21 protein-coding genes and 1 riboswitch are annotated in these 23,381 nt (G+C 67.6%); of the genes, 13 read left to right on the forward strand and 8 right to left on the reverse strand.

The features are described 5' to 3' along the window. Window positions 1–120: 120 nt before the first annotated feature. On the reverse strand, window positions 121–1,338 hold the full coding sequence (locus tag CG50_RS06850) for an aminotransferase-like domain-containing protein (protein ID WP_036636413.1): 1,218 nt from the start codon (window positions 1,336–1,338) through the stop codon (window positions 121–123). A gap of 196 nt (window positions 1,339–1,534) precedes the next feature. Next, window positions 1,535–1,727: riboswitch (cobalamin riboswitch) on the forward strand. Between the two features lie 181 nt (window positions 1,728–1,908). On the opposite strand from CG50_RS06850, the gene CG50_RS06855 reads away from it, so the two are divergent. Then, the gene (locus CG50_RS06855; protein ID WP_036636415.1) at window positions 1,909–2,913 is read left to right on the forward strand and encodes a FecCD family ABC transporter permease; all 1,005 of its coding nucleotides are present in this window, start codon (window positions 1,909–1,911) and stop codon (window positions 2,911–2,913) included. Beyond that, window positions 2,913–3,653, forward strand: coding sequence for an ABC transporter ATP-binding protein (locus tag CG50_RS06860; RefSeq protein ID WP_036636416.1), 741 nt, complete (start codon window positions 2,913–2,915; stop codon window positions 3,651–3,653). The genes CG50_RS06855 and CG50_RS06860 overlap by 1 nt, the downstream gene beginning before the upstream one ends. A gap of 156 nt (window positions 3,654–3,809) precedes the next feature. Here the strand turns inward: CG50_RS06860 and CG50_RS06865 are convergent, their stop codons facing one another. Beyond that, on the reverse strand, window positions 3,810–5,132 hold the full coding sequence (locus CG50_RS06865) for a dicarboxylate/amino acid:cation symporter (protein WP_051909655.1): 1,323 nt from the start codon (window positions 5,130–5,132) through the stop codon (window positions 3,810–3,812). 253 nt (window positions 5,133–5,385) lie between these two features. On the opposite strand from CG50_RS06865, the gene CG50_RS06870 reads away from it, so the two are divergent. Together CG50_RS06870 and CG50_RS06875 are read left to right on the forward strand one after the other, a co-directional pair. Continuing rightward, complete coding sequence (locus tag CG50_RS06870) at window positions 5,386–7,149, forward strand: sensor histidine kinase (protein ID WP_081880322.1); 1,764 nt, start codon at window positions 5,386–5,388, stop codon at window positions 7,147–7,149. Continuing rightward, on the forward strand, window positions 7,149–8,507 hold the full coding sequence (locus tag CG50_RS06875) for a sigma-54-dependent transcriptional regulator (protein ID WP_051909657.1): 1,359 nt from the start codon (window positions 7,149–7,151) through the stop codon (window positions 8,505–8,507). The genes CG50_RS06870 and CG50_RS06875 overlap by 1 nt, the downstream gene beginning before the upstream one ends. A 184-nt stretch (window positions 8,508–8,691) precedes the next feature. Here CG50_RS06875 and CG50_RS06880 read toward each other — a convergent pair whose 3' ends face one another. Beyond that, a complete protein-coding gene (locus CG50_RS06880; protein ID WP_036636420.1) occupies window positions 8,692–9,189 on the reverse strand; it encodes a MarR family winged helix-turn-helix transcriptional regulator in 498 nt (165 codons plus the stop codon). 176 nt (window positions 9,190–9,365) lie between these two features. Beyond that, entirely contained in the window at window positions 9,366–9,638 is a 273-nt protein-coding gene (locus CG50_RS06885) for an FAD assembly factor SdhE (RefSeq protein WP_036636668.1), read from the reverse strand. Window positions 9,639–9,816: 178 nt separating this feature from the next. Here CG50_RS06885 and CG50_RS06890 point away from each other — a divergent pair, with 178 nt between their 5' ends. Next, on the forward strand, window positions 9,817–11,019 hold the full coding sequence (locus CG50_RS06890; protein ID WP_036636422.1) for a pyridoxal phosphate-dependent aminotransferase: 1,203 nt from the start codon (window positions 9,817–9,819) through the stop codon (window positions 11,017–11,019). A gap of 184 nt (window positions 11,020–11,203) precedes the next feature. On the opposite strand, the gene CG50_RS06895 is transcribed toward CG50_RS06890, so the two are convergent. Together CG50_RS06895 and ppk2 are read right to left on the reverse strand one after the other, a co-directional pair. Then, the gene (locus CG50_RS06895; protein ID WP_036636670.1) at window positions 11,204–12,580 is read right to left on the reverse strand and encodes an MATE family efflux transporter; all 1,377 of its coding nucleotides are present in this window, start codon (window positions 12,578–12,580) and stop codon (window positions 11,204–11,206) included. Window positions 12,581–12,649: 69 nt separating this feature from the next. Further along, window positions 12,650–13,687 (reverse strand): polyphosphate kinase 2, encoded by a 1,038-nt coding sequence (gene ppk2, locus CG50_RS06900; protein WP_036636424.1) that lies wholly within the window; start codon window positions 13,685–13,687, stop codon window positions 12,650–12,652. A 165-nt stretch (window positions 13,688–13,852) separates the two neighbouring features. On the opposite strand from ppk2, the gene CG50_RS06905 reads away from it, so the two are divergent. The 3 genes from CG50_RS06905 to CG50_RS06915 all read left to right on the forward strand — a co-directional run bounded on the left by CG50_RS06905 (window position 13,853) and on the right by CG50_RS06915 (window position 17,676). Beyond that, on the forward strand, window positions 13,853–14,512 hold the full coding sequence (locus tag CG50_RS06905) for a glutathione S-transferase family protein (protein ID WP_036636426.1): 660 nt from the start codon (window positions 13,853–13,855) through the stop codon (window positions 14,510–14,512). Between the two features lie 267 nt (window positions 14,513–14,779). After that, a complete protein-coding gene (parE, locus tag CG50_RS06910) occupies window positions 14,780–16,735 on the forward strand; it encodes a DNA topoisomerase IV subunit B (protein WP_036636429.1) in 1,956 nt (651 codons plus the stop codon). Between the two features lie 44 nt (window positions 16,736–16,779). Then, window positions 16,780–17,676 (forward strand): hypothetical protein, encoded by an 897-nt coding sequence (locus CG50_RS06915; RefSeq protein ID WP_036636431.1) that lies wholly within the window; start codon window positions 16,780–16,782, stop codon window positions 17,674–17,676. Window positions 17,677–17,743: 67 nt separating this feature from the next. Here the strand turns inward: CG50_RS06915 and CG50_RS06925 are convergent, their stop codons facing one another. Both CG50_RS06925 and tig read right to left on the reverse strand, forming a co-directional pair. After that, window positions 17,744–18,121, reverse strand: a complete 378-nt coding sequence (locus CG50_RS06925) for a DoxX family protein (RefSeq protein WP_036636434.1) — start codon at window positions 18,119–18,121, stop codon at window positions 17,744–17,746. A 298-nt stretch (window positions 18,122–18,419) separates the two neighbouring features. Further along, window positions 18,420–19,754 carry a trigger factor gene (gene tig, locus CG50_RS06930; protein ID WP_036636436.1) on the reverse strand — a complete coding sequence of 445 codons (1,335 nt, stop codon included), beginning with the start codon at window positions 19,752–19,754 and terminating at the stop codon, window positions 18,420–18,422. Between the two features lie 252 nt (window positions 19,755–20,006). Between tig and hisD the strand changes: the two genes are divergently transcribed. The 5 genes from hisD to CG50_RS06955 all read left to right on the forward strand — a co-directional run bounded on the left by hisD (window position 20,007) and on the right by CG50_RS06955 (window position 23,380). Next, window positions 20,007–21,314: a histidinol dehydrogenase gene (gene hisD / locus CG50_RS06935; protein ID WP_036636439.1), complete on the forward strand. Its 1,308-nt coding sequence runs from the start codon at window positions 20,007–20,009 to the stop codon at window positions 21,312–21,314. 108 nt (window positions 21,315–21,422) lie between these two features. After that, the gene (locus CG50_RS06940; RefSeq protein WP_036636442.1) at window positions 21,423–21,902 is read left to right on the forward strand and encodes a UPF0262 family protein; all 480 of its coding nucleotides are present in this window, start codon (window positions 21,423–21,425) and stop codon (window positions 21,900–21,902) included. Between the two features lie 4 nt (window positions 21,903–21,906). Next, the gene (locus CG50_RS06945) at window positions 21,907–22,377 is read left to right on the forward strand and encodes an arsenate-mycothiol transferase ArsC (RefSeq protein ID WP_036636445.1); all 471 of its coding nucleotides are present in this window, start codon (window positions 21,907–21,909) and stop codon (window positions 22,375–22,377) included. Beyond that, window positions 22,377–22,802 carry a ketosteroid isomerase-related protein gene (locus tag CG50_RS06950; protein WP_081880323.1) on the forward strand — a complete coding sequence of 142 codons (426 nt, stop codon included), beginning with the start codon at window positions 22,377–22,379 and terminating at the stop codon, window positions 22,800–22,802. Before CG50_RS06945 ends, CG50_RS06950 begins: the two co-directional genes overlap by 1 nt. Continuing rightward, entirely contained in the window at window positions 22,802–23,380 is a 579-nt protein-coding gene (locus tag CG50_RS06955; RefSeq protein ID WP_036636447.1) for a GNAT family N-acetyltransferase, read from the forward strand. Before CG50_RS06950 ends, CG50_RS06955 begins: the two co-directional genes overlap by 1 nt. Window position 23,381: the final 1 nt, after the last annotated feature.

Here is a 23,381-nt window from a genome sequence, read left to right on the forward strand (position 1 = left end):
ATCCCGGGGGGCTGCGGCGCAGCCGCAGCGGGGGCAGAGCCCCCTCTGACCCCGGGCACAAGGCAAAAGGCCCGCCGGAGATCCCCCGGCGGGCCTTTCCCGTCTCTCTCGCCAGGGCGATTACTTCGCCATCTCCGCGCGCAGCGCCTCGCCCAGCCGGCGGATACCCTCGTCGATGGTCTTGTCGTCAAGCAGAGAGAAGTTCAGCCGGATCGTGTTGCGGTTCGAGCCGTCGGCGAAGAACGCGCCGCCCGGCACGAAGGCGATCTTCTGCGTGCGCAGCGCCTGCGCCAGCAGCTCGGCCCCGTCCATCCCCTCGGGCAGATGCATCCAGACGAACATCCCGCCCTCGGGCCGGGTCCAGTCGACGCCCTCGGGCATGTGATGCCCGAGCGAGGCGAGCATCGCGTTCAGCCGGTGACCATAGACCTCGCGCAGCTTCTCGACATGGCTGTCGAACACCGCCTCGGCCACGCGCGCCACCGCCATCTGGTTCAGCGTCGCGGTCTGCAGATCGGCCGCCTGCTTCATCAGCACCATCTGCTGGATCACCGGCTTCGCCGCCACCACCCAGCCCACGCGCAGACCCGGCGCCAGCGTCTTCGAGAACGAACCGCAATAGATCGTCCGGCACGCCTCCATGTCGCCCTTGCGCGCCTGTTCGAGCGCGAGCATCGGCGGATAGGCGGTGCCGCTGTAACGCAGCGCCTGATACGCACCGTCCTCGATCACCGCGATGTCGAGCGCATCGGCCTTGGCAAGGATCGCCTCGCGTTCGGCGCGATCGAAGGTCAGCCCGGTCGGGTTGGCGAAATCGGCCGAGAGATAGGCGAATTTCACCCTGCCGCCGCGGCTGGCGGCCTTCTGGGTGATCTCCTCGGCGCTGCGATTGGCGCGCGGGTCGATGCGGCCATAGACCGGCTGATAGGCGTTGAACGCGCCGAGCGCCCCGAGATACGTCGGCCAGCCCACCAGCGCGGTGTCCTTGGGATCGAGGAACAGCTTGCCGAGGTAATCGAGCGCCTGCTGCGAGCCGGCGGTGATGAGCACGTTATCGACCGCGCAGCTCACGCCGAGCGTCGCCATGTAACGCACGATCCATTCGCGCAGCGGGGTGTAACCCTCGGAGGGCGCGTATTGCAGCGACTGCGCCGCCTCGGTGTCCGAGGTGGCCCAGGCCAGCGCCTCGGCGAATTCTACGCGCGGAAACAGCGCCGGGTCGGGGATGCCCCCGGCGAAAGAGATGATTTCAGGCTGGTCGAGCAGCTTCAGAAGTTCGCGGATTTCCGAGGCATGCATTCCCTCGGTGCGCGTCGCGAAAAGTTCGGTAACGGACATCTTTCTTCCCCAAATCGGATAGGGCCTGCTGTCGCGCCTTTTTAAGGTAATGTCAATTTGGAATTCATCTGCGCAATTTAATTTCATGAAATTCGCTTGTCACATTTCCGTTTCCGCATCGGGACAGGGCGGGGCCCATGCGAATCTCGGGCCGCGTGCCGGCCCGAGATTCCTTGACAGCGGCGCGATTTGTGGCGCATTCCGGGCGGGCTTCGGTTCCGGGTGTGCCCGGTGAAAAGGGAATGCGGTGCGGCGCCTCGCCAAGTCCGCGACTGTCCCCGCAACTGTAAGCGGCGAGCGAGGGCGCAACGGCCACCGGCTGCAACCGGGAAGGCGCGTCCGGGCGATGACCCGCAAGTCAGGAGACCTGCCGCAGCCTCACCCGATCCGGGCCCGTGCGGGGGTGCACGTGCCGGATGTGGCCCGCGCCCGGGGATCTGCGATCCGGCGCGACATCGGCCCGAACGGAAGGGGTGACCTCGCCATTGGTGCGCGCGGGTCCGGTTTGCCGTCCGCGGGGACCGGGATGTCACGCAAACGGGGCCGGATGCCGGCCTCATCGGGGGAAAGATGGCCCGGTTCGGTTTCTTCACGCTGCTCGCGGCGCTCGGCGCGGCGGTGGCGGCGCTGTTTCTGGCCTCGCTGCTGACCGGCCCGTCGGGGATCGGGGTCGGGCAGGGGCTGCGGGCGCTGATCTCGGGGCGGGGCGGGGCGGATATGGCGGTTCTGGTGATGCAGGAGGTCCGTCTGCCGCGCGCGATCCTCGCGGTGATGGTGGGCGGCGCGCTTGGCCTCGCGGGGGCGATGATGCAGGGCTGGTTGCGCAATCCGCTGGCGGAACCCGGGCTTCTCGGCACGTCGGCCTCGGCCGCGCTCGGTGCGGTGATCGCGCTGCAAAGCGGGCTCGCCACGGCTTTCGCGCTGGCGCTGCCGCTTGCGGCGCTTGGCGGGGCGGCGATCTCGGTCGCGCTGATGGTGGCGCTCAGCGGTCCCCGGGGCAGCACGCTGACGGTGATCCTGTCGGGGGTGGCGATCTCGGCCATCGCGACGGCGGGGACGGCGCTGGTGCTGAACCTCTCGCCCAATCCCTTCGCGGCGAACGAGATCGTGTTCTGGATGATGGGTTCGCTCGCCGACCGCTCGATGAGCCATGTCCAGGTGGCGCTTCTGCCGATGCTGGCGGGGGCTGCGCTGGCGGTGCCGGTGGCGCGCGGTCTCGATGCGCTGACGCTCGGCGAGGATGTGGCGGCGACGATGGGGGTGCGGATCGGGCGGATGCGGCTTTTGACGGTCGCGTCGGTCGCGCTCCTCGTCGGGGCGGCGACGGCGGTCGCGGGGGCGATCGGCTTCGTCGGTCTGGTGATGCCGCATCTGCTGCGCCGCGCGGTGGGCGGGCGGCCGTCGCGGCTGTTGCCGGCCGCGGCGCTCGGCGGGGCGGCGATGGTGCTCGCGGCCGATCTCGCGGTGCGGCTGATCGCGCCCGAGCGCGACCTGAAGCTCGGCGTGCTGACCGCGCTGGTGGGCGCGCCGTTCTTCCTCCACCTCATCCTGAAATCCCGACGCGAGGGGCTGTGATGCTGACACTGACGGATCTGCGCCTCGCGCGTGCCGGCCGCACTGTCCTCGACGGGATCACGCTTTCGGTGGGGCCGGGCGAATGCGTCGGGCTGATCGGCCCGAACGGCGCGGGCAAGACGACGCTGTTACGTGCGGCGCTCGGACTGATTCCGGCGCAGGGGCACAGCTCTCTCGCCGCGCTGCCGCCCGCCGAGCGCGCCCGCGCTGCCGCCTATCTGCCGCAGGGGCGCGAGATCGCCTGGGACATGCCGGTCGAGGCGGTGGTCGCGCTTGGCCGTGCCGCCTGGCCCGGCGCCGCCCGGTCCGAGGACCGCGCCGCCGTCGCCCGCGCTCTCGCCCGCCTCGGCCTCGACGCGCTGCGCCACCGCCCGGTGACGGCGCTCTCGGGCGGAGAACAGGCCCGCGTCCTCCTCGCCCGCGCGCTGGCGCAAGAGGCGCCGCTGATGCTCGCCGACGAACCCACCGCCGGCCTCGACCCGGCGGCGCAGATCGACGCGATGGCGCTGTTCGCGGCGCTCGCGGCCGAGGGGCGCTCGGTCCTCGCCTCGGTCCACGATCTCGGCCTCGCGGCGCGCCACTGCACCCGGCTCGTCGTGCTGAAGGCCGGCCGCGTCGTCGCCGACGGTGCCCCCCGCGCGGTGCTCACCGAAAAGCTCCTCGCCGAAGTCTTCGGTATCCGCGCCTGGATCGGCGACACAGCCGAAGGTCTGGTGTTCCAGCCGCTCTCCCGGCTCTGACACGGGGCGAAAAAGCGCCCGGCCCCCCTTTCGATTCGCTGAAAATATCCCGGGGGAGTCTCCGCAGGAGACGGGGGCAGAGCCCCCTGCACCGGTGCGGCAAAAACGACGAAGGGGGCCCGAAGGCCCCCTTGTCCGATTGCGATATGGTCAAGATCAGTCCTGGAAGCGATGCTTCTCGCCCTCGAAGATCTCGTGACCGCCGAGCACCTTGTGCAGGCGCTCGGTGTCGAGCTTGCCTTCCCAGCGGCTGACCACCACGCAGGCGACCGCGTTGCCGACGAAGTTGGTCAGCGAGCGGCATTCCGACATGAAGCGGTCGACGCCCAGGATCAGCGCCATGCCGGCGACCGGGATCTCCGGCACCACGGCGAGCGTCGCGGCAAGCGTGATGAAGCCCGCGCCGGTCACACCGGCCGCACCCTTCGACGACAGCATCGCGACGAGCAGCAGCAGGATCTGATGACCGAGCGTCAGATCGGTGTTCGTCGCCTGAGCGATGAACAGCGCGGCGAGCGTCATGTAGATGTTGGTGCCGTCGAGGTTGAACGAGTAGCCGGTCGGAACCACCAGACCCACGACGGGACGCGCGCAACCGGCCTTCTCCATCTTGTCCATCAGCGAGGGCAGCGCCGATTCCGACGACGAGGTGCCCAGAACCAGCAGCAGCTCCGCCTTCAGGTAGCTGATCAGCTTCAGCACCGAGAACCCGTTGAGCAGGCACACCGCGCCCAAGATCACCAGCACGAAGATCAGCGAGGTGGCGTAGAACGTGCCCACCAGCCAGGCCAGATTGACGATCGAGCCGAGGCCGTATTTGCCGATGGTGAAGGCGAAGGCGCCGAAGGCGCCGATCGGGGCGACCTTCATCAGGATGGCGACCATGCGGAACACCACGCCCATCGCCGATTCGCAGACCTTGACGAAAGGCGCGGCCTTTTCGCCGATCAGGATGCAGGACACGCCGGTCAGGATCGACACGAACAGCACCTGCAAGATGTCGCCCTGCGTCAGCGGCGAGATGAGCGTCGTCGGAATGATCGCCATCAGGAAGCCGGTGACGGTGGTCTCATGCGCCTTGTCGGCATAGCTCGCCACCGCCTTCGGATCGAGCGTCGCCGGATCGACGTTGAAGCCCGCGCCCGGCTGAACCACGTTCGCCACGATCAGCCCGAGGATCAGCGCGAGCGTCGAGAAGAACAGGAAATAGCCGAACGCCTTGCCGACCACCGAGCCCACGCCCTTCAGGTTCCCCATTCCTGCAAGGCCGGTCACGATGCTCAGGAAGATGATCGGAGAGATGATCATCTTCACCAGTTTGATGAAACCGTCGCCGAAAGGCTTCATCGCGATCCCGAGGTCAGGCCAGTAGTGGCCCAGAATGGCGCCGATGAAGATGGCGACCAGAACCTGGAAGTAAAGCGAGCGGTAAAACGGAATGTGCGGCAGCGCGGTTGCCGCGGAAACGTTCTGTTGCATGACACTCCTCTTGTCAGCTTTCCCGTGTGCCTGGCTAAAATAGAGCCTGTTACGAAACTGTCAGTTTTTCGTGCAGGAAACGACAAGACGCAGGAATAGAACGAAAAATATTCTTGCGTGCCGGTCGAAACTGTTTCATTTTCCGCACAGCAACAATGTTGCGATGCGATTTTCGATACAAAGTCGAGCCACCGGCCCATGCGGTTCCGTCCGCCGGTCCGCACATTGGGGCCGCACATGGGGGGAGGGCCGGATGGCCGAACAGAAAGCTGTTTGCGGTCCGGTCCCGGATCCTGCATCGGGGGACGGAGCTTCGCGCCCCGGCGTGGGCCGGCGCGCACCGGGGCTGCGGCGCGCGCTGATCGCGGCGGTCGCGCTCGTCGCGCTGGTGATCGCTCTGACCGAGATCTACCGGCTCAGCGCCGAGCGCGGGAGCGCGCATCTGGCCGCGACCGGGCGGGCCACGGCGCAGGCGCGGGCCTCGGGGCTGGCGTCCGAGGTGGCGCATCAGCGTGCGGTCGTGGCCATCCTCGCAGGCGACCGCGACGTGATCGAGGCGCTCTCCGCTCCGACCGGGACCCGCGGTCAGGCGCTGTCGGAAAAGCTCGAACGGCTGCGCGATGCGGCGGGGGGATCGGTTCTTTATATCGTGTCGGACGACGGCACCGCGCTTGCCGCCTCGAACTGGAACGAACCCGACAGCTTTCGCGGATCGAACTATCGGTTTCGCAGCTATTTCAGCGATGCGATGCAGTCGGGGGCGGGAGTGGAATACGCGCTCGGTTCCGTCAGCCGGCGGCCGGGCCTGTATCTGTCGCAGCGTGTCGGGCCGGAGGGGGCGGCGCTCGGGGCGGTGATCGACAAGGTGGATTTCGCCGAGACAGAAGCCGCCTGGCAGCGCAGCGGCGGACACACGGTGGTGGTGGATGCCTCCGGCCGGGTCACCCTGACCTCGGAGCCGGGGCTGCGCTTCGGCCCGCTGCCCGCGCTTGACGAGGGGCGGTTGCGGCTCGTCGAGCCGGTGGCCGGAACGCCCTGGACGCTGGTGATGACGCTCTCGCTTGCCGAGGTGCGCCGTCAGGCGATGATGAATACCGTGATGGCGGGGCTGGGGCTGTTGCCTCTGCTGTCGGGGCTTGGGTATTTCCTGCGCCGCCGGCGCCGGGCGCTGGCGCGGGCACGCGCCGAGCTGACCTATCGCCAGGATCTCGAACGCGAGGTCGCCGCCCGCACCCGGGAGCTGTCGGGCGAAATCCGCGAGCGTGTCGATGCCGAGAAGCGCCTTGCCGAGATGCAGGGCCGTCTGGTGCAGGCGAACCGGCTGGCGACGCTCGGTCAGGTGACGGCGGGGGTGGCGCATGAGGTCAATCAGCCGCTGGCCACGATCCGGCTGCTTGCCGAGAACGGGCAGGCGATGCTTGCCGCCCCCGATCCTGCTCCGGCTCTGCCAGAGGTGGCGGGCAATCTCGACCAGATCGTGCGCATGTGCGAACGCATCCAGACCATCACGTCGGAGCTGCGCGGCTTCTCGCGCAAGGCGGGCGGCGGGCACGAGGCGGTCTCCTTCGCCGAAGCCTGGGAGGCGTCGCTTCTGCTCTCGGCCAGCCGGCGCGCGGCCGACCGGGTGCGCCTGATCGCCCCCGACATTCCCCCGGGCCTGCGGGTGATGGCCGAGAAGGTGCGTCTGGAACAGGTGCTGGTGAACCTGCTGCAAAACGCCCACGAGGCGCTTCACGACCGCCCCGACCCCGAGATTCGCGTGACCCTCTCGCGCAGCACGGACGCTGCGGGCGCGCGCTGGATTACCTGCACCGTCGCCGACAACGGCCCGGGCCTCGCGCCCGAGGTGGCGGGCAACCTGTTCTCGCCGTTCCTGACCACGAAGGCGCAGGGGCTCGGCCTCGGTCTGGTGATTTCGCAAGGTATCATGCGCGATTTCGGCGGCCGGTTGCGGGCCGATCCGCCCGGGCCCGGACGCGGCGCGCGGTTTCACATCGACCTGAGGGAGGCGGACTGATGGCCGATGAGATTGCCGCGGCACCGGTGGGCGGTCTGGTGCGGCTGGTCGAGGACGACGCGGCGTTGCGTGCGGCGCAGATGCAGGGGCTGCGGCTGCGCGGCTTCGAGGTCGAGGAAAATGCCTCGGCCGCCGAGGCGCTCGCCGATCTCGGGGCGGGATATCCGGGCGTCGTGCTGTCGGATGTGCGGATGCCGGGGATGGATGGGCTCGAATTCGCGCAGCGCCTCCATGCGCTCGATCCGGAGCTGCCGGTGATCTTGCTGACCGGGCATGGCGATGTCGAGATGGCGGTGCAGGCGCTGAAGGGGGGGGCCTATGATTTCCTGACCAAGCCCGTGCCGACCGAGGTGTTGCACGCCACGCTGCGCCGTGCGCTTTCCGCGCGCCGGCTGGTGCTGGAGAACCGCGCGCTGCGGCTGGCGCGCGCGGATGCGGCCGGCGACGACGGTCTGATCGGTACCAGCGGCGCCATCGTGCATCTGCGAGAGACCGCCGAGCGGGTGGCTGAGGCCTGCCTCGACACGCTGATCACCGGCGGATCCGGGGCGGGCAAGGAGCGTCTGGCGCGGATGCTGCACCGGCAAAGCCCGCGCCGCGCGCGCCCCTTCGTCGCGGTGAACTGCGCCGCGATCTCGCCCGAGCGGTTCGATGCCGAATTCCTGGGCGTGGCGGCCAGCCGCTCCAATCCCGGACGTCAGATCGGCCGTCTCGAACGGGCGCATCGGGGGATGCTGTTTCTCGACGAGATTGACGCGCTGCCGATGGATCTGCAGGCCCGGCTGCTGAACGTGATCGAAACCGGCGAGGTCTGGCCGGTGGGCGCCGAAGCGCCGCGTCCGCTCGATCTGTGGGTGGTGGCCTCGACGCGGGCCGATCTCGGCGCGCTGGCCGAGGCCGGCCGGTTCCGTGCCGATCTGCGCTACCGGCTGTCCGGACTGGTGCTGACGGTGCCGCCGCTTCGCGACCGTCCGGGCGATGTTCCCTTGCTGTTTCGCCATTTCGTGCTGCAGACGGCGGCCCGGCTCGGCCGGCCGGTGCCGCCGCTGACCCTCGCGCTCGAGGCGCGGCTGATCAGCCATGACTGGCCGGGCAACCTGCGCGAGCTGAGCCAGTTCGCGGAGCGCCATGTTCTGGGCGTCGAGGCCGCACCCGAGGCCGGCTTCGACCCGGGCGGCGAGGTCGGTCTTGCGGAGCGCGTCGCCGATTACGAGGCCGCGATCCTGCGCGATGCGCTGCGCATGGCGCGCGGCAACGCTTCGGTGGCGATGGTGCGGCTGAAGCTGCCGCGCAAGACCTTCTATGACAAGCTCACCCGCCATGGCATCAACCCGGCCGATTTCCGCAATCGCAGCTGAGGGGCTGGTTGATCGAAGGGCTCCGGTTGCAAGCGCCCCGGCCGCAAGGGCCTGCCGGTGAGAGAAGCCGTTTCCGCTCCGGCAGCCGCGATGCCCAAGCGCTGTTGGTCGCGCTGCCTTCCCGCCCTCCTGCGGGGGGGGAACTGCGGCGCGCCGCCCCGCCTTCGCCGCGCTGGTGGGGCGGTCAATAGATATACCGGATCTGACCCGACCAGAATTCCTCCAGCAGGCGCATCGTCATGCGCGTGGCCTCTTCGCTCTCGCCAAAAGTGCTTTCTCGTTCCAGTTCTTCGGCGTGGCGGTTCAGCAGAGTTCCGACGGTCGCACGCATCGCCACCCCCTTGGGGGTCAGCCGGATCCTGACCGATCGGCGGTCCACCTCGCTGCGCTGGTGGTGCAGATAGCCGGTCTCGACCAGCTTCTTCAGATTGTAGCTGACGTTCGATCCCTGATAGTAGCCGCGGCTGCGCAGCTCGCCCGCCGTCACCTCGTTTCCGGCGATGTTGAACAGCAACAGCGCCTGAACCGGATTGATCTCCAGCACGTCCAGTCTCTCGAACTCGTCCTTGATCACATCGAGAAGCAGCCGGTGCAGCCGCTCGATCAGCGCGATGCACTCCAGATACCCCGCAAGGATCCGCCCCGGCCTCTGCCGCTCTCCCGCCCCGATCGGGATCTGCATCGTCACGTGCCCCGTCCTCCATGCCGAACGGGGAGAGACTGGCGCACAAAACCGAATATTCGGTTAAGCGCCGGGGGATGCCGCTTTCGGCTTTCCACAAATATCCCGGGGGAGTCGCGGCAGGGCCGCGACGGGGGCAGCGCCCCCGTATCTGTGCTGTCCCCGGCGGGACGAGCTCAGAGTTTCAGATGACGGCTGCGGGCGAAATCGGCGATGGTGCCGAGAAGTTCGCAATATTCGGTCGGGCAGGGCAGCGCACCGGAGACCCAGGGATACAGATCCTGATCGTTTTCTTCTAGCAGCCGGTCGTAAAGTTCGAGTGTCGCCGCGTCCATCGTCGCGAGTTTCGCGTCAGCCCAGGGCCCGAGGATCAGGTCCATCTCCTTGGTGCCGCGCCGCCAGCTGCGCATCCGCATCCGCTTCAGACGCGCTTCGGGTGTTTCCGCCACGGGTTCGCTCATCGGGGTCCTCCTGCCGCTGCATCATGCCGCGCCTAGTTCGCTCGTGCCACCGCCGTCGCTCCGGGTCAAGCCCGCCCGGGCCCGGTCCCCGATCCACACCCTTGATCCGTTCGGGGGGCGGGCGTAAAGACTGACGACGGTCTGTCTCAACCGGAGGTTCCCCGACATGGCTTTCCTTTCCGACACGCTTGCGCGCGTGAAGCCCTCGTCCACGATCGCGATCAGTAACAAGGCGCGGGAAATGAAGGCCTCCGGGCGCGATGTCATCGCGCTGAGCGCGGGCGAACCCGATTTCGACACGCCCGACACCATCAAGCGTGCCGCCATCCGCGCCATCGAAGAGGGCAAGACCAAGTATACCGCCGTCGACGGTATCCCGGAACTGAAGCAGGCGATCTGCGACAAGTTCGCCCGCGAGAACGGGCTGAGCTATACCCCCTCGCAGATCACCGTGGGCACCGGCGGCAAGCAGGTCCTTTATAACGCGCTCGTCGCCACGCTGAACCCCGGCGACGAGGTGCTGATTCCTGCCCCTTACTGGGTGAGCTATCCCGACATGGTGCTTCTGGCCGGCGGCACGCCCACCTTCGTCGAAGGCAACATGCAGACCGGCTACAAGATCTCGGCCGAGCAGCTCGAGGCGGCGATCACGCCGAAGACCAAGTGGTTCATCTTCAACTCGCCCTCGAACCCCTCGGGCGCGGCCTACAGCCGGGACGAGTTGAAGGCGCTGACCGATGTGTTGTTGCGTCACCCCGATGTCTGGGTGCTGTCCGACGACATGTATGAGCATCTGCTGTTCGACGGCCGCGAATACGCCACGCCCGCGCAGGTCGAGCCCGCTCTGGCATCGCGGACGCTGACGGTGAACGGCGTCTCCAAGGCCTATGCGATGACCGGCTGGCGCATCGGCTATGCCGGCGGCCCCGAGACGCTGATCAAGGCGATGGCCAAGGTGCAGTCGCAGTCGACCTCGAACCCGTCCTCGATCAGCCAATATGCCGCCGTCGAGGCGCTGACCGGGCCGCAGGATTACATTCACGACAGTCTCGCCGTGTTCCAGCGCCGCCGCGATCTGGTGGTCGCCGGTCTGAATGCCTGCCCGGGCATCACCTGCCCGACGCCCGAAGGCGCGTTCTACGTCTACCCCTCGGTCGCCGGCTGCATCGGCAAGACCTCGGCGAGCGGCGTGAAGATCGTCAATGACGAGGCCTTCGCCTCGGCGCTGCTGGAAGAGCAGGGGGTCGCCGTGGTGTTCGGCGCGGCCTTCGGGCTGAGCCCGAACTTCCGCATCAGCTATGCGACCTCGGACGCGGCGCTGACCGAGGCCTGCCGCAGGATCAGGCTGTTCTGCGAAGGTCTGAACTGAGGTCTGAGCGGCAGGAATGACGCAGAACGGGGTCGGCGGGTCGCGCCGGCCCCGTTTTCATGTCCGGGCCAGGGGGGCGCATCGGACGGACCGCGCGAGGGGGCTCTGCCCCCTCTTGGCCTGACGGCCAATTCACCCCCGGGATATTTGCGGCAAAGCGAAAGCCAAAGGCCGGTCTCCGGTGTCAGCGGGCGACGCACCACGGGCCGCGCCAGAACCGCACGATCAGCGTGAGCCCGGTGCAGGCCAGTCCCACCACCAGACCGAGCCAGATCCCCTGCGCCCCTCCTCCGAAAGTGAAGCCGAGCAGGTAGCTCGCCGGCAGGCCGATCCCCCAATAGCAGGTGACCGCGACCCACATCGGCACGCGCGTGTCCTGCACCCCGCGCAACAGACCGAGCGCCATGACCTGTGTCGCGTCAAACAGCTGGAACAGCCCGGCGACGGCCAGAAGCGCGATGCCGACGGCCATGATCTCGGGGGCCTCGGGTTTCGCCGGGTCGAGGAACAGCGCGACGAGCGGGCCGGGGATGAGCAGGAATGCCGCGACCACGACGGCGCCGAAGCACAGCGACAGCGCCTGAGCGACCCAGGCCCCCATGCGCAGCGCTGCGCGGTCGTGCCGCCCGAAGGCGCGCCCGGCCCGCACGGTCGCGGCACTCGACAGCCCCATGTGGACCATGAAGGTCAGCATGGCGAGTTCCATCGCGATGCCATGGGCCGCGAGCGGCACCGTGCCGATCCAGCCCATCATCAGCGCCGTCGCCTGGAACAGCCCCGATTCCGCGAGCGCCGTCAGCCCGATCGGCACCCCGAGCCGCGCCATCGTGCGCGCCGCCTCCCAGTCCGGGCGCCACAGTCGCTGGAACAGACCGAACCGGCGCATCTGCGGCTGACGTGCCGCGTAGCCGACCAGCGCCGCCGCCGTGACCAGCTGCACGACGACCGAACTCACCGCCGCGCCGCGCAGGCCAAGCTCGGGGAAGCCGTAGCGACCGAAGATCAGCACCCAGTTCAGCGCGATGTTGATCCCCACCCCGATCAGCGTCACGGCGAGAACGACACGGGTGCGTTCGAACGCGCTGAGGCACGATTTCACCACCGCCACGGTCAGCGCCGGGAACATGCCGATCATCGACACGCGCAGGAACTGCTGGGCGAGATCGGCGATGTCGTCTTCCTGTCCCATCAGTCGCAGCAGCGCGCCCGAATGGAACAGCACCGGCTGGATCGCCGCGGCATAGCCCAGAGACAGCCACAGCGCCATGCGGGTATCGCGCCGCACCTGTGTCTCGTCACCCGCGCCGAGCGAGGCGGCAACCCGCCCCATCAGCGCATAGGACACGCCCGAGCCCACCACGAACAGCACGAAGAACAGCCCCGCCGCCAGCACCACCGCGGCCAGCTCGCGCACGCCATACCAGCCCATCATCACCGTATCGACGGTATGCAGCCCCACCTGCGCGAGGTTCGAGCCGATGATCGGCAGCCCGAGCACGAGAAGGGCGCGGGCATGACCCGGAGGACTGGACGCGGGGGGGAGGGAGATGGAACCGGACATGGCGCGCAAGCTATCGGTGCGGTTCCGCGCCGTCCAGAGCCCGCGCGCGGGCTCTGGCATTTCGGGAGGTCAGGCCTTCGCGGCCGCGGTCCGGGCAGCGGCCTGCGCCGGGTGCAGCGCCGCGCCGAGGATATGCTCGGAAGCGCGCACCACATGGCTTGCGTGGCCCACGATCAGCGGATCGGGCAGGGTGGCGATGGCCGGATCCTTGTCGGGGTAATCCAGCGTCGACAGGAAATGCTTCATGCAGTTCAGCCGGGCGCGCTTCTTGTCGTTCGACTTGACGATGACCCAGGGGCTGTCAGCGGTGTCGGTGTAGAAGAACATCGCCTCCTTCGCCTCGGTGTAATCGTCCCATTTGTCGAGCGAGGCAATGTCGATCGGGCTGAGCTTCCAGCGTTTGAGCGGGTCGGTGCCGCGCTCGGCGAAGCGGCGGCGCTGCTCGTCACGGGTCACCGAGAACCAGTATTTGTAAAGCCGCACCCCCGAACGCACCAGCATCCGTTCGAGTTCGGGCGTCTGGCGCATGAATTCGAGGTATTCGGACGGCGTGCAAAAGCCCATCACCCGCTCGACCCCGGCGCGGTTGTACCAGGAGCGGTCGTAGAACACCATTTCGCCCGCGGTGGGCAGGTGCTGGATATAGCGCTGGAAGAACCACTGACCCTTCTCGACCTCGGTCGGCTTGTTCAGCGCGACGACGCGGGCGAAGCGGGGGTTGAGATGCTCCATGAAGCGCTTGATCGTGCCGCCCTTGCCCGCAGCATCGCGGCCCTCGAACAGGATGACGAATTTCTGCCCCGTCTCCTGCGCCCAGATCTGCACTTTCAGCAGTTCGGCCTGCAAAAGCGCCTTCTCCTTCTCATAGGCGGGTCGGCCCATCCGGCGCGGATAGGGGTATTTGCCGCTTTCGAAGGCCAGACGGATCGCATTCGGATCGACCGTCGGGAATACCTTCGGGCCTTCAAGGCGGCCTTCTCCGGGCTCGGTGTCGGGCTGCTCCCCGGACAGCGGCACCGTCTCGGCACCCGTCGGGCCGCTTTGCGGCGCGACGGCCGTCACGGCAGGCTCCCGGGCGGGAACGGCACTCTGGTTCAGGTCTTCCATGGCGCTCTCCTGTTGGTCATTTGCCTATCGTGACGCAAATGTGACAACGCCGCCTTGATGCCGATCAAAATTCGTTATCCCGGATGCCGGATTCGCGTCTTTTCATCTCCGCCTGACAGGCAGATGATCCACCCGGATCCATTTCCGGCCTGCAAGGAGTCCTCCATGATTACGCTTTACGGCATCGCTCATTCCCGCGCGACGCGCACCATCTGGGCGCTCGAGGAACTCGGCCTCGCCTGGCGCCATGTTCCTGTCATCCAGGCGCCGCGGATGCGCCGGATGGGACGCGATCCGCTGGCCGCGGATGCTGCGCTGAATACCGTTTCGCCCGCGTTCCTGCGTCTGTCGCCTGCGGGTGCGATCCCGGTGATCGACGACGACGGCTTCGTGCTCGGCGAATCCCTCGCGATCAATCTCTACCTTGCCGAGAAAGCGGGTGGCCCGCTCGCGCCCAGTGACGCCATCGAACGCGCCCGCATGACCGAGGTCTCGCTCTACGCCGCCACCTGGATCGAGGACGCAGCGCTCGTCATCGACAAGAATGCCGAGGCGGCGAGCCCCGACGCCGCAGCCCTCGCCGCGGCCGCGGCGAAGCTCGCCCGCCCGCTCGACGTGCTCGAAGGCCGGCTCGCCGCCGAGGGCGGACTGGTCGGCGGCCGGTTCACCATCGCCGACGTGGGCGTCGCCGAGATCCTGCGCTACGCCCGCCCCGCGACGGCGCTGTTCGACGCCCGCCCGCATCTCAAGGCCTGGCTCGCCGCCTGCCAGTCGCGCCCCGCGTTTCAGAAGATGTGGGCCCTGCGCGAGGCCGAGGTGATCTGACCTCTCCGCCGGCCTGTCCTGCCGGACGACCCTCCCGAACCGTGCCGCGCTCCCTCTCTTTCATCTTTCCGAAAATATCCCGGGGGTGAGCGCGGCACGCGCGAGGGGGCAGCGCCCCCTCTCTTCCTCTCCGCCCCGAGTTTCAGGCCCCCGGCACCGATCCGCCGAGGCCCGGCTTGCTCCCGCCCCCCTGCCTGCGCTATCCCTGACACGACGGGCACCGTTGGGGGTGCCAAAGCCCGACAGACACGACAGAAAGCAGGCAGCATGGCCGACGATCTCCTTTCGCAACAGGCAGAGACCTATGACGCCTCCTCGATCGAGGTGCTCGAGGGGCTCGAGCCGGTGCGCAAGCGGCCCGGCATGTATATCGGCGGCACCGACGAGCGCGCGCTGCATCACATGGTGGCGGAAATCCTCGACAACGCCATGGACGAGGCCGTCGCCGGCCACGCCAACCGCATCGAGGTCGAGATGAACGCCGACGGCTCGATCACCGTGCGCGACAACGGCCGCGGCATCCCGGTCGATCCGCATCCGAAATTCCCCGGCAAATCGGCGCTCGAAGTCATTCTGTGCACGCTGCACGCCGGCGGCAAGTTCTCGAACAAGGCCTATTCGACCTCGGGCGGTCTGAACGGCGTCGGCTCCTCGGTGGTCAACGCGCTTTCCGACAGCATGATCGTGCAGGTCGCGCGCAACCGCGAACTCTATGAACAGCGCTTCTCGCGCGGCGTGCCGCTCGGCCCGGTCGAGAAGCTCGGCGCGGCGCCGAACCGGCGCGGCACCACCGTCACCTTCCATGCCGACCCCGAGATCTTCGGCGCGCTGACGCTGAAACCCGCCCGCGTGTTCCGCATGACGCGCTCGAAGGCCTTCCTGTTCTCGGGCGTGGAAATCCGCTGGAAGACCGCCATCGCCGATGGCGACACCCCGATGGAGGCGGTGTTCCACTTCCCGAACGGCCTCGCCGACTTCCTGAACGAGACCCTCACCGGCACCGAGACCTATTCCGAGCGTCCCTTCGCCGGCAAGGTCAGCTTCGAGGAGAAGTTCGGCGTGCCGGGCTCCGTCGAATGGGCGATCAACTGGACGCCGATGCGCGACGGTTTCATCTCGTCTTACTGCAATACCGTGCCGACGCCCGAAGGCGGCACCCACGAGGCGGGCTTCTGGGCCGCGATTCTCAAGGGCGTGCGTGCCTATGGCGAGATGGTCGGCAACAAGAAGGCCGCGCTCGTCACCCGCGAAGACCTGCTGACCGGCGGCTGCGCGCTTTTGTCGGTGTTCATCCGCGAGCCCTCCTTCGTCGGCCAGACCAAGGACCGGCTGTCGACGGAAGAGGCCGCGAAATGGGTCGAGGTGGCCGTCCGCGACCATTTCGACAACTGGCTTGTCGCCGATCCGAAATCGGCGGGTGCGATCCTCGATTTCCTCGTGCTGCGCGCCGAGGAGCGGCTGAAGCGCCGGCAGGAAAAGGAAACGCAGCGCAAATCCGCCACCAAGAAACTGCGCCTGCCCGGCAAGCTGGTGGATTGCTCGGCCAAGGACCGTTCGGGCACCGAGCTGTTCCTCGTCGAGGGCGATTCGGCCGGCGGTTCGGCCAAGATGGCGCGCGACCGCGAGCATCAGGCGCTGTTGCCCCTGCGCGGCAAGATCCTGAACGTTCTGGGCGCGGCGAGCTCCAAGCTCGGCCAGAACCAGGAGATCAACGATCTCGCGCAGGCGCTCGGCACCGGGATGGGCAGCAAGTTCCGCCTCGACGATCTGCGCTACGACAAGATCATCATCATGACCGATGCCGATGTCGACGGGGCGCATATCGCGTCCCTTCTGATGACGTTCTTCTTCACCCAGATGCGGCCTCTGGTCGACAAGGGGCATGTGTATCTGGCCTGTCCGCCGCTTTATCGGCTGACCCAGGGCGCGCGCCGGATCTATGTCTCGGACGATGCCGAGAAGGAAGAATGGCTGAAGAAGGGCCTCGGCGGCAAGGGCAAGATCGACGTGCAGCGCTTCAAGGGCCTTGGCGAGATGGATGCCAAGGATCTGAAGGATACCACGATGAACCCGACCAGCCGCAAGCTGATCCGCGTCACCACCGCCGAGGATTTCCCCGGCGAGACCGGCGATATCGTCGAGCGGCTGATGGGCAAGAAGCCCGAGATGCGCTTCCAGTTCATTCAGGAAAACGCCCGCTTCGTCGAGGATCTGGACGTTTGATCCGCGCTTAGTCGGTTTCGGAAAAACAAAGGAAAGTCATCCGGATGCAGATCGTCTTTCACCTCGGTGCCTATTCGAGCGACGTCGAACATCTGGCCGGGGGGCTGATGGCGAACCCGGAGGTTCTGGCCGCGCACGGCATCTGGTGTCCGGCCCCGGCTTCCTATCGCGCCACGCTGCGCGAGATCGTCTCGGGGCTCGGCGGGGCTGTTGCCGACGATGCGACGCAGGAGCGGGTGCTCGATCTGTGCCTCGAGGGCGCTCCCTCCGATGTGCGCCGGCTGGTGCTTTACGGCGGCAATTTCCTGTCCGCTCCCGAGCGTGTGATCACGCAGCGCGGGCTTTATCCTTTCGCGGGCGACCGGGTGCGCGGCCTCGTCAATCTGTTTCCGGAAGACGATCTGACCTTCTGCCTTGCCACGCTGAACCCGGCGATCCTGCTGTCGAACATGCTGACCCGGCAATCCGGGCGCCGCAGCTATGACGATATTCTTGCCGGTCAGCCGCCCGAGACGCTGCTCTGGGGCCCGGTCATCGCCCAGATCGCCGAGGCGGCCTCGGGCCGTTCGTTCCTGGTCTGGGCGAACGAGGATATGCCGTTTTTGCAGCCGCTGCTGATGCGGCGTCTGGCCGGGCTGCCCGATGGGGGCGCGGCGCTGAACGCCGAGAACAGCCTGCTCGCGCAGCTGGTCTCGACGGCCGGGATGGAGGAATTCGAGCGCCGCCTGTCCGCTTTGCCTGCCGCGGAGAGATACGGGGCGGCCCGCGATGCGCTGGTCGCCGAGGTGCTGGAGATCTTCGCCCTCGCCGATCAGACCGAGGCCGAGGTGGCGCTGCCCGGCTGGGATCAGGGGTTCGTCGATCAGCTCGGTTCGGGATACGAGCGCGACATGCGCGATGCTGCCGCGATCCGTGGCGTGGAACTGCTCAGCGTCGCCTGAGGGCCGGCCCGGCCGATGTGCCGCGATCCCGGGGGCAGGGCCAGCGCCATTGCCCCCGGGAGGTGTATTATTTGCGCGTCAGGGCGAAAGCGCCGCCGCCGGCGGTGACCAGATAGAGGAACGCGAAGCACAGGCTGACCGCCAGCGCGCCGCCATTCTCCGTCGGGAAGAAGCTCTTCGGGAAATGCGCGATGAAATAGGCAAAGGCCATTTCGCCCGACAGCACAAAGGCGACGAGGCGCGTCTGCAGTCCGATCAGCAGAGCGGCGCCCAGGATCAGCTCGATCAGCCCGGCGAACCACGGCATCGAGCCGGTCGGCGGCATGAACACGCCGGCGTGGAAGTGGAAGATCTTGGCAAGGCCGAAGTTGAGCATCACCAGGCCGAGGACGATGCGCAGCAGCCCGAGCGCGTAAGGCTGCCAGGCGTTCAGTTTCTGCTCCATGTCTGTTCCTTTCAAAAGAGGCCATCGCGGCCCGGGGAGGAGGGTCGCCCGCCGGCTCGGCGGCGGATCGTCTCTGTCTAGCCCGAAACCGGCCTGCTGCGAACCCTTGCTTCGTTTCCGCTTCGCGCAACGGTTGTGCGGCGACGAGCGAAGCCCGCGGCCCGGGATCTGCAACGGCCCGATGCCTGAACCCGTCTGGCACCGGCGCATGAAAAAGGGCCGCCCGGATGGGGCAGCCCTTCGATGGGTCAGCTCGTTCCGGCCCGGGCGCCTGCGCGCCCCGGGACGTTGGACGGGATCAGATCTCGTCCAGCGCCTCGATGGCCTTCTGGAGCTCGTCCTTCGAGACTTCCTTCTCGGCGACCTTGGCATTGCCGACGATGTAATCGACGACCTTGTCCTCGAAGATAGGGGCGCGAAGCTGCTGCTGCATCTGCGGGTTCTTCTGCACGAACTCGAAGAACGCACGCTCCTGACCCGGATACTGACGGGCCTGGTTCAGCACGGCCTGAGTGAACTCGGCATCCGAAACCTCGATATCCTGACGACGGCCGATCTCGGCGAGCAGCAGGCCAAGGCGCACGCGACGCTCGGCGAGCTTGTTGTGCTCGGCGGTCGGCTCCATGGCGGCGTGGTTGTGCTCGTGATCGTCCGGGTGCTCTTCGTGATAGAGCTGATGGGCGATCTGATGCGCCTCGGCCTCGACCAGCGAGGGCGGCAGCTCGAAGCTCACCTTGGTGTCGAGCGCATCGAGCAGGCCACGCTTCAGGATCGCACGCGCGGCGCCGACATATTCGGCTTCCAGACGCTCGGCGATCTGCTTCTTCAGCGCGGCGAGGTCCTCGGCACCGAACTTCTTCGCCAGCTCGTCATCGAGCTCGGCTTCCTTCGGCGCCTTGACGGCCTTCACGGTGCACTTGAACACGGCTTCCTTGCCGGCCAGGTGCTTCGCGCCGTATTCGGCCGGGAAGGTGGTCTTCACTTCGACTTCGTCATCGGCCTTGGCGCCGAGGAGCTGGTCCTCGAACCCCGGGATGAAGGTGTTCGAGCCGAGGATCAGCGGGTAATCCTCGCCCTTGCCGCCCTCGAAGGGCTCGTCGCCGAGGAAGCCCTCGAAGTCGATCACGACCTGATCGCCTTCCTTGGCCTTCGACCCCTTGCGGCGGTCCTCGAAGGACTGCGCGGTCTTGGCGAGGTTCTTCAGCGCTTCCTCGACGGCCTCGTCATCGGCCTTGACGGTCAGACGCTCCAGCTCGACGCCGGAGAAATCGACATCCGGGATCTCGGGAAGGGCTTCGTATTCGACGGTGACGGTGACGTCATCGCCTTCCTTCCAGGTTTCGCCGTCCTTCATCTCGACCTTGGGCTGCTGCGCCGGACGGTCGCCGTTCTTGTCGAACATGTCCTTCATCGCGCCGTCGACGGCTTCCTGCATGGCATCGCCGAGCACACGCTGACCGAAGGTCTTGCGCATCATCGCCATCGGCACGTGGCCCTTGCGGAAGCCCTTCATCTCGACTTCGGGCTGCGCTTCCTGAAGCTTCTCGGTGACTTTCGCATCGAGCTCGGCGGCGGGGATGGTGATCTGGTAGCCGCGCTTCAGGCCTTCGTTCAGCGTCTCGGTGACCTGCATGGAGTTCCTCTATCTGCATGGGCGCGCCACGGACGGGCGCGCAACATTCCCGAAATTTCAGCCGCCCTTCTATTGGGGGCGGGGGGCGGAGGCAAGGCGAAAAGCTGTGTGCGCAAGCCCTGCGCCGGGGGCTGCGGGCGGTTTCGCGCGGGATAGGACGGCGGGTGCGCGCGACGGGCGCCCCGGCGACGGCTTGCGCTTGCGATACCGCGCGCGAGGCCGTAAGCCGGGGGCGACCAAGGAGGGCCCGCCATGCCGCATTTCCTGAAAACCACCGATGCCGATTTCGACAGCCGTTTCACGCAGATCCTCGGGCTGAAGCGCGAGGACAGTCCCGATGTCGATGCGGCCGTGGCGGCGATCATCGACGACGTGCGCCGGCGCGGCGACGCGGCGGTGATCGAGCTCACCGCGAAATTCGACCGGCTGGAGTTGCGCCCCGACACGCTCGCCTTCACCGAGGCGGAGATCGAGGCCGAGATCGCCCGCGTGCCCGAGGCCGAGCGCGAGGCGCTCGAACTCGCGGCCGAACGCATCCGCGCCTATCACGTGCGGCAGATGCCGGAAGATGCGCTGTGGACCGATCCCACGGGCGCGGAACTCGGCTGGCGCTGGACGCCGGTCTCGGCGGCGGGGCTTTACGTGCCGGGGGGGCTTGCCAGCTATCCGTCCTCGGTGCTGATGAACGCCATTCCGGCCAAGGTGGCTGGGGTCGAGCGTCTCGTCGTCGCCTGTCCGACGCCGGGCGGTGCGGTCAATCCGCTGGTGCTGCTGGCGGCGCGGATCGCGGGCGTCGACAAGGTGTATCGCGTCGGCGGCGCGCAGGCCATCGCCGCGCTGGCCTATGGCACGGCGACGATTCATCCGGTCGACAAGATCACCGGGCCGGGCAACGCCTTCGTCGCCGCGGCGAAGCGGCGCGTCTTCGGCAAGGTCGGCATCGACATGATCGCCGGCCCGTCCGAGATCCTGTGCATCGCCGATCATACCGCGAACCCGGAATGGGTGGCGATCGACCTGCTCAGCCAGGCCGAGCACGATCAGAGCGCGCAGGCGCTGCTGCTGACGCCCGATGCCGATCTTGCCGCCCGCGTGGTGGCCGAGATCGAGAAGCGCCTCGAAACCCTCGAACGGCGCGAGATCGCCGGGGCGAGCTGGCGCGATTACGGCACCGTCATCGTGACCCGCGATCTGGCCGAGGCGGCGCGCCTGTCGGACCGCGTCGCCCCCGAGCATCTGGAACTGTGCGTCGCCGATCCGGATGCGCTCGCGGCCGAGATCCATCACGCCGGGGCGATCTTCCTCGGTTCCTGGACGCCCGAGGCGATCGGCGATTACGTCGGCGGGCCGAACCACGTGCTGCCCACGGCGCGTTCGGCGCGGTTCTCCTCCGGATTGTCGGTTCTGGACTTCCTCAAGCGCACGACCCTTGCCAAGATGAGCATGAACTCGCTTGCCGCCATCGGCCCCTCGGCCGAGACGCTGGCCAAATCCGAGAGCCTTCAGGCGCATGGCCTGTCGGTGCGGGCGCGCCTCGATGCGCTGAACGCGACGAAGTGAGGGATCCCGGCCGCGCGCCCCGTTTGACTGGGCGCGCGGTTGACGACACTATGACAGACGGCCCGGCCCCGCACCGGGCCGGAGTTTACTGAGCAAGGAAGACGCCCGATGACCCGCATCTCCCGTCTGGATTTCGACGATACCGGCCTGCCGCCGAGCAGCCCCGAGATCGAGCAGGAGCGCCGCGTCGCCATCCACGATCTGATGGAGGACAATTCCTTCGCTCTGCCCGGCCGCGACGGCGAGACGCCGCCCGAGGGGCCGTTCGCGCTGCGCCTCGCGGTGCGTGACGGGCGGCTGGTGTTCGACACCACCACCGAGGCGGGCGACAAGCTCGCCGAGTTTCATCTGTCCTTCGGCCCGTTCCGGCAGGCGATCAAGGATTACTTCCAGATCTGCGCGAGTTACTTCGAGGCGGTGAAAACCCTGCCGCCCGGCCAGATCGAGGCCATCGACATGGCGCGGCGCGGCATCCACAACGAGGGCGCCCGGCTGTTGCAGGAGCGTCTGGAGGGCAAGGCGGTTCTCGACATCGACACCGCGCGGCGCCTGTTCACGCTGGTTTGCGTTCTCAGCCAGGCGAAATAACGCGATGAGCGACATTCCTCAGGCGGTGCTGTTCTGCTGCGACCACAACGCCACGCGCTCGCCCATGGCCGAGGGGATGATGAAGCAGTTCTACGGCCGGCGCATGTATGTGCAATCGGCCGGGGTGAAGTCGGACCTCGACATCGACGGTTTCGCCATCACCGTGTGCCACGAGATCGGCGTCGATCTGCAACGCCACCGCTCACGCTCGTTTCACGAGCTGCAGGAATGGGGCGACGATCTGGGGGCGTTCGATCTGGTGGTCGCGCTCAGCCCCGCGGCGCTGCGCCATGCGCAGGAACAGACCCGGCGGTTTCACATCGACGTCGAATACTGGCCGATCATGGACCCCACCGGCATCGGCGAAGGGCGAGAGGCGCGCCTCGACGCCTATCGCCAGAGCCGCGACCAGATCCGGGCGCAGATCCTGAAGCGCTTCGGCCCGCCCACGGAACCCCAGAAGGAGAGCGTTTGATGACCGCCCCGCATATCGCCCCCCGCATGACCGCGCTGTCGGTGGTCTCGGCCTATTACGAGGCCTTCAACCGCGACGATACCGACGCGATGGAGGCGCTTCTGACCGAGGATTTCGAGCATCACGTCAACGAGGGTCAGATCCGGCGCGGCGTCGCGGCGTTCCGCGAATTCAACGCCCATATGACGCGCTGCTACCGCGAGCATCTGACCGACATCGTGGTGATGGCGAATGACGCGGGCACGCGCGCGGCGGCCGAATTCACCGTGAACGGCGTCTATATCGAAACCGACGACGGCCTGCCCGAGGCGAAGGGGCAGACCTATATCCTGCCCGCGGGCACCTTCTTCACCCTGCGCGACGGGCGGATCCAGCGCGTGACGACCTATTACAACCTCGCCGACTGGGTGCGGCAGGTCCGCTGATGGAAGTCCGGACGCTGACCGGGGCGGCGCTCGACGCCGCGCTTGACGACGTGGCGCGGCTGCGCATCGCGGTGTTCCGCGACTGGCCGTATCTTTACGAGGGCTCGCTCGATTACGAGCGCGACTATCTGCAAAGCTATCACGGCGCGTGCGCGGTGGTGATCGGCGCCTTCGACGGCGCGCGTCTGGTCGGGGCGGCGACCGGAACGCCGCTCGAAGACCATGCCGGGGATTTCGCCGCCCCCTTCGCCGCGACCGGGCTGAAGCTGTCCGATGTGTTCTACTGCGCCGAATCGGTGCTGTTGCCGGAGTATCGCGGCCACGGCCTCGGACACGCCTTCTTTGACGCGCGCGAGGATCATGCCCGCGCGCTCGGGCGCGGGTGGTCGGCGTTCTGCTCGGTCATCCGGCCGGCGGATCATCCGGCCCGCCCCGCGGGGTATCGCCCGCTTGATGCGTTCTGGACGAAGCGCGGCTACGCGCCGATGCCGGGCGTGGTGGCGCGGTTCCGATGGACCGATGTCGGCGAGGACCGCCAGACCGAGAAACCTTTGCAATTCTGGGGGCGCGCGCTGTGAG

The organism is Paenirhodobacter enshiensis (genome assembly GCF_000740785.1).
In the GTDB taxonomy this organism is placed as follows: Bacteria; Pseudomonadota; Alphaproteobacteria; order Rhodobacterales; family Rhodobacteraceae; genus Rhodobacter; species Rhodobacter enshiensis.

Excerpts from the sequence above, each read along its gene's own strand:
- CG50_RS06850 (WP_036636413.1), bottom strand. The coding sequence starts at position 1,338 with ATGTCCGTTACCGAACTTTTCGCGACGCGCACCGAGGGAATGCATGCC.
- CG50_RS06855 (WP_036636415.1), top strand. The coding sequence starts at position 1,909 with ATGGCCCGGTTCGGTTTCTTCACGCTGCTCGCGGCGCTCGGCGCGGCG.
- CG50_RS06860 (WP_036636416.1), top strand. The coding sequence starts at position 2,913 with ATGCTGACACTGACGGATCTGCGCCTCGCGCGTGCCGGCCGCACTGTC.
- CG50_RS06865 (WP_051909655.1), bottom strand. The coding sequence starts at position 5,132 with ATGCAACAGAACGTTTCCGCGGCAACCGCGCTGCCGCACATTCCGTTT.
- CG50_RS06870 (WP_081880322.1), top strand. The coding sequence starts at position 5,386 with ATGGCCGAACAGAAAGCTGTTTGCGGTCCGGTCCCGGATCCTGCATCG.
- CG50_RS06875 (WP_051909657.1), top strand. The coding sequence starts at position 7,149 with ATGGCCGATGAGATTGCCGCGGCACCGGTGGGCGGTCTGGTGCGGCTG.
- CG50_RS06880 (WP_036636420.1), bottom strand. The coding sequence starts at position 9,189 with ATGCAGATCCCGATCGGGGCGGGAGAGCGGCAGAGGCCGGGGCGGATC.
- CG50_RS06890 (WP_036636422.1), top strand. The coding sequence starts at position 9,817 with ATGGCTTTCCTTTCCGACACGCTTGCGCGCGTGAAGCCCTCGTCCACG.
- CG50_RS06895 (WP_036636670.1), bottom strand. The coding sequence starts at position 12,580 with ATGTCCGGTTCCATCTCCCTCCCCCCCGCGTCCAGTCCTCCGGGTCAT.
- ppk2 (WP_036636424.1), bottom strand. The coding sequence starts at position 13,687 with ATGGAAGACCTGAACCAGAGTGCCGTTCCCGCCCGGGAGCCTGCCGTG.
- CG50_RS06905 (WP_036636426.1), top strand. The coding sequence starts at position 13,853 with ATGATTACGCTTTACGGCATCGCTCATTCCCGCGCGACGCGCACCATC.
- parE (WP_036636429.1), top strand. The coding sequence starts at position 14,780 with ATGGCCGACGATCTCCTTTCGCAACAGGCAGAGACCTATGACGCCTCC.
- CG50_RS06915 (WP_036636431.1), top strand. The coding sequence starts at position 16,780 with ATGCAGATCGTCTTTCACCTCGGTGCCTATTCGAGCGACGTCGAACAT.
- CG50_RS06925 (WP_036636434.1), bottom strand. The coding sequence starts at position 18,121 with ATGGAGCAGAAACTGAACGCCTGGCAGCCTTACGCGCTCGGGCTGCTG.
- tig (WP_036636436.1), bottom strand. The coding sequence starts at position 19,754 with ATGCAGGTCACCGAGACGCTGAACGAAGGCCTGAAGCGCGGCTACCAG.
- hisD (WP_036636439.1), top strand. The coding sequence starts at position 20,007 with ATGCCGCATTTCCTGAAAACCACCGATGCCGATTTCGACAGCCGTTTC.
- CG50_RS06940 (WP_036636442.1), top strand. The coding sequence starts at position 21,423 with ATGACCCGCATCTCCCGTCTGGATTTCGACGATACCGGCCTGCCGCCG.
- CG50_RS06945 (WP_036636445.1), top strand. The coding sequence starts at position 21,907 with ATGAGCGACATTCCTCAGGCGGTGCTGTTCTGCTGCGACCACAACGCC.
- CG50_RS06950 (WP_081880323.1), top strand. The coding sequence starts at position 22,377 with ATGACCGCCCCGCATATCGCCCCCCGCATGACCGCGCTGTCGGTGGTC.
- CG50_RS06955 (WP_036636447.1), top strand. The coding sequence starts at position 22,802 with ATGGAAGTCCGGACGCTGACCGGGGCGGCGCTCGACGCCGCGCTTGAC.